This is a genomic window from Paraburkholderia sp. Ac-20336, assembly GCF_017105025.1.
Classification (GTDB): domain Bacteria; phylum Pseudomonadota; class Gammaproteobacteria; order Burkholderiales; family Burkholderiaceae; genus Paraburkholderia.
Map to the genome: position 1 here is coordinate 1 of NZ_JAAGPS010000291.1, position 1419 is coordinate 1419.

The window sequence follows — 1419 nt, forward strand, 5'->3', positions numbered from 1 at the left end:
TCCGACCCATTTGCCGCGCTTGTCCGCGCCCGCGACGGTCGCCGCGATCAGGCGCAGCACGGCCGGGTGCAGGCCATCGGCCTGAGCCGCGAGATCGGGCTGGCAGCGGTCCATCGCGAGCGTGTACTGCGTCAGATCGTTGGTGCCGATCGAGAGGAAATCGGCGTGCTGCGCGAGTTGATCCGCGAGCAATGCCGCCGACGGCACTTCGATCATCACGCCCACTTCGATCGCTTCCGTGCGGCCGGCCTTGCGCGCCAGCTCGTCGATGCGCTTGCGGATGCCGATCAGTTCGCTCGCGTCGGTGACCATCGGCAGCAGGATGCGCACGGCGCCGAGCGGGCGCACCGCGAGCAGGCCGCGCAACTGGGCGTCGAGCAGATCGGGGCGCACCTGCGCGAGGCGCACGCCGCGCAGGCCGAGCGCGGGGTTCGGCTCGGGCGGCAGCGTCAGATAGTCGACTTCCTTGTCGGCGCCGACGTCGAGCGTGCGAATGATCGCGGTGCGGCCGCCCAACGCGTCGGCAATCGCCTGGTAGCTCTGACGATGCTCGTCGGCACTCGGTGCGGCCGGACGGTGGATAAACAGCAGCTCGGTGCGCAACAGCCCGACCGCATCGGCGCCGTTGTCGACGGCAGCCTTGGCGTCGTCGAGCGTCGCGATGTTGGCGGCCACTTCGATCGCCCGGCCGTCGGACGTCGCCGCGGCCTGCTGCGAGGTCCGGCGATTCGCTTCGCGCACGTCGGCGAGACGGCTGCGCTCGCGGCGCGCGCGTTCGACGTCGAGTTCGGTCGGTGCGAATTCGAGGCGCCCCGTGCTCGCATTGACGACGACCTGGGTGCCCTCGGGAATCGCATGCAACGCATCGCCGATCGCGACCAGCGCCGGAATGCCGGCCTGGCGCGCGAGAATCGCCGCGTGCGAGGTGGCGCCGCCGCGCGCCATCACGAGCGCGGTCACGCGCGTGCGATCGAGCGAGGACAGATCCGACGGCGTGAATTCGTCCGCGGCGAGCACCGCTTCAGCGGGCAGCGTGCGCGCCGCCGCGCTCGTATAACCGAGCGCGCGCAGCACGCGCTTTTCGATGTCGCGCAGATCGGCGGCACGTTCGGCAAGCAGCGCGTCCTCGACCTTGCTCAGGACACCGATCTGTGCGCGGATCGCCTCGCGCCACGCGAATCCGGCGCTCTTGCCGAGGCTGATCAGATCGCGCGCGGCATCGAGCAGCGTCGGGTCTTCGAGCAACACGCGGTGCACCGCGAAAATCCCCGCTTCGCCGACCGCACCGCGCTGCGACGCATCGCGCACGGTCGTGTCGAGATCGGCGTCGACGCTCGCGATCGCCTTGTCGAGCAGACGGCTTTCCGCCGCCGACGTGCCGCTCGCCTGTTCCGGCGGATCGAGGTCCGCGTCGTCCCA

General features: G+C 70.6%; 1 protein-coding gene. It reads right to left on the reverse strand.

Going from position 1 to position 1419, the window contains the following annotated elements; translation table 11 throughout:
- Positions 1-1419 (reverse strand): phosphoenolpyruvate--protein phosphotransferase (ptsP, locus tag GXB81_RS31090; RefSeq protein WP_205991218.1); only part of this gene is annotated, 1419 nt, incomplete at both ends.